Origin of the sequence: Lentimicrobium sp. S6, assembly GCF_013166635.1 — a bacterium.
Classification (GTDB): Bacteria; Bacteroidota; Bacteroidia; order Bacteroidales; family UBA12170; genus UBA12170.
This window is the reverse complement of the sequence record NZ_JABKBZ010000171.1, coordinates 1-2,737: the sequence shown is the minus strand read 5'-3', so window position 1 is coordinate 2,737 and position 2,737 is coordinate 1. Positions and strand designations below refer to the sequence as shown.

The following is a 2,737-nucleotide window of genomic DNA, read 5'->3' as shown; positions in this document are numbered from 1 at the left end:
GTTTAGAAACAATCATCAAAGAGCTCCTCCGGAAAACACTAAACCTTTGAAAGTAAGTATAAGTATATCAACACAATAAAAGAATATGAGTCATCTTAATGGAAGAATTATGCATCAATCAATCAAAAAATCAGAAATAATCAGAATAACGACCCTGCTAAAATCAAAAAACAGAAAAGCTCTTGAATACTTCTAAGGTTTGCTAGAAAAAAATTGAAAAAAAATAACTACACAAGAGCTGTGGAGATATCATTGCCCAAATTGATTCCACAATATAAAAGGTAGGCTTTACGGCTTCGTTGCCGGTTTACGTTCAACACACAGCACATATTCAGCCCCTCTTGGCCATAAGTAAATGCTTAGCTCCACGGCTTAGGGCTGAAAACGATGCTTAATTGTTGTGCGTTCGTATTTTATTTTACCAAGGTCCATTCTGCGTTACATTAATAAATTTACCGTTTTCTAATCTAAAAGCACCACCAAACCCAACAAACCAAAGTCTATTAGATTGGTCTTTGAATATTTGGAAAACTACAGGGCCTTTATTATCGTCTGATTTTTGAAATTCTAGGAGTTCATTTCCAGCATAAGTATATAAATAATGTTGGTTAGAAACAAACCATAGATTACCATTTTTGTCTTCTGCAATACTTCCTATCCCTTTTCCTGTTTCAATTTTCCCTTTTGTAATATTTGTTCCTTTATTATCTATTAAATTATAGAGTCCATTTTTTGTTGACACCCATAATTTGCCATTTTTATCTTCGAAAATTTCATTGACAAAATTCGTTTCGATACCTGCTTTTTTAGAAACATTTATAAGTGAATTATTTGCGTATGAAAACAGACCAGCATTTGAACTAAACCATAGTATGCCTTTACTATCTTCGAATATACTATGAACCATTGTTTTACTTGAAATACCTAAAGTAGAATCTACTTTCCCTTCGGGAAGTACAAATTTTGTAAAGTCTAGACCATTAAACACACACACACCATCTATAGTTCCAATCCAAACTCTACCATTTTTATCAGTAGCAATAGACCATACATTATCGCTTATTAATCCGTCAGATTCGTAATAATTTGTCACTTTTTCTCCGTCAATACTACTAATCCCATCCGTATGTCCAATCCAAATTTTCCCATCGTTGTCTTCCGCAATATCTTTTACTGTAACTTTTTTTCCTGATTTACTTTTTATACTGTCAATATGAGTAAGCAAGTTATTGGAAAATTTAAAAACACCACCTTCTCCTCCAAACCAAATGTCACCTTTGCTATCTTGAAAAATTGTCCTTACAACTTGACTAATTTGATTATTAATATCCGAATAAAACAAAGAGTGTTTAGTATTGTATGTATTTGGCTTACTATCTTCTAATTTCTTTTCTGAGTTTATAGATTGTTTTATCTTATTCTTGTTTTTTTGTCCATTACAGGAATTTAAAATAAGCGACAAAGCTATGGCAGTAAATAATTTAATCTTTATCATCAGTGTTTTTCATTCTTCATATGACGCACAACGGATGGCGGCATTAAACGTTGGGGAGTTCGGAGCTACTTTCCTATCAAGGTACAGCGAACTTTGATGCGTGAACCAAAGCTCGTATAACCACTTCGCCCCCAATGTTTTATGACCGCGTGTTGTAGCCAGTGATTAATTAATTATCCCTTCTTCTCTAAGAATTTCATAAGTTATTTGTTTTCTCCATTTGGAATCTTCTTTAGTTTTTATATCCAAATTCAAAGCAAATATCCATGTATTATCTTTTGTTTCTACATATCCGACAAACCAACCAATTTGATTCTCTATTCTCAATGCCCATCCTGTTTTTGAATGCAACACATAGTTTTTTGTCGAATCCGTAACCATAATTTCTTTAACAAGTTCCTGATTTTTCAAACTAAAAGGCAATTCATTTTTTATTAATCGTTCAATAAATCGGACCTGTTCTTTTGCAGAAATCCGCAAATCTCCTTCAAGCCAAAAGTTATCAATTTGACCGCCCATTTTTGCGTTTCCATATCCAACAGAATCAATCCATTTTTGCATGTTGATAATTCCAACTCTACGTGCAAGTTCTTGATAAAACCAAACACAAGATAAAGGCATTGCCGTTCTCATTGTTTGGTTTTTATTCCATTTATCCCAACCGTAATCAACTCCGTTCCATTTAATCGTATCGTCTACGCTATTAATAGCATTTGTTTCTAACGAAATTAATGAATTCAATATTTTAAATGTTGATGCTGGCATATATGCACTATCACATCTGGCTGTATTATAAACCTTGCTTTTACCAGATGAAATATCAAAAAGCATAAAAGTTCCATTAACATTTTTTGTGTTAAATACTGAACTCCATTTCTTCGTTAAATTTTCATTCTGAGCATTAATTGTCGATATATAAATTAAAATGATTAACGTTAATAATAATGTTTTTTTCATATGATTCCTCTTATTTTGTGTGGTTCGTTTCATTGGCTACAACGTTTAGTATAAGAATAGTAGCCGACTGCGTGGCACTTTCCTGACAAGTTATAAGAAGGTTGGAGCGGGCTACAACCCTTGAATTTACTACTATCTCGGCTATTATTTTTATACATTGTTGAACTAAACCTCCCCAAAGGGAGGTAGCTTTCGATTTAAATTCGTATTGAATACGTATAAATCTCATGTTTAATAATTTAAAAAATTTAAATCATGAGTAAAATTACTATTTATTCTGAGGCC

Annotated in this window: 2 protein-coding genes; both read right to left on the bottom strand. The window is 32.5% G+C overall.

Annotated elements, in window-relative coordinates:
• Positions 1-418: 418 nt before the first annotated feature.
• Positions 419-1,495: a two-component regulator propeller domain-containing protein gene (locus HNS40_RS22075; protein WP_172284879.1), complete on the bottom strand. Its 1,077-nt coding sequence runs from the start codon at positions 1,493-1,495 to the stop codon at positions 419-421.
• A gap of 165 nt (positions 1,496-1,660) precedes the next feature.
• Positions 1,661-2,452, bottom strand: a complete 792-nt coding sequence (gene blaOXA / locus HNS40_RS22070) for a class D beta-lactamase (protein WP_172284878.1) — start codon at positions 2,450-2,452, stop codon at positions 1,661-1,663.
• Between the last annotated feature and the right edge of the window lie 285 nt (positions 2,453-2,737).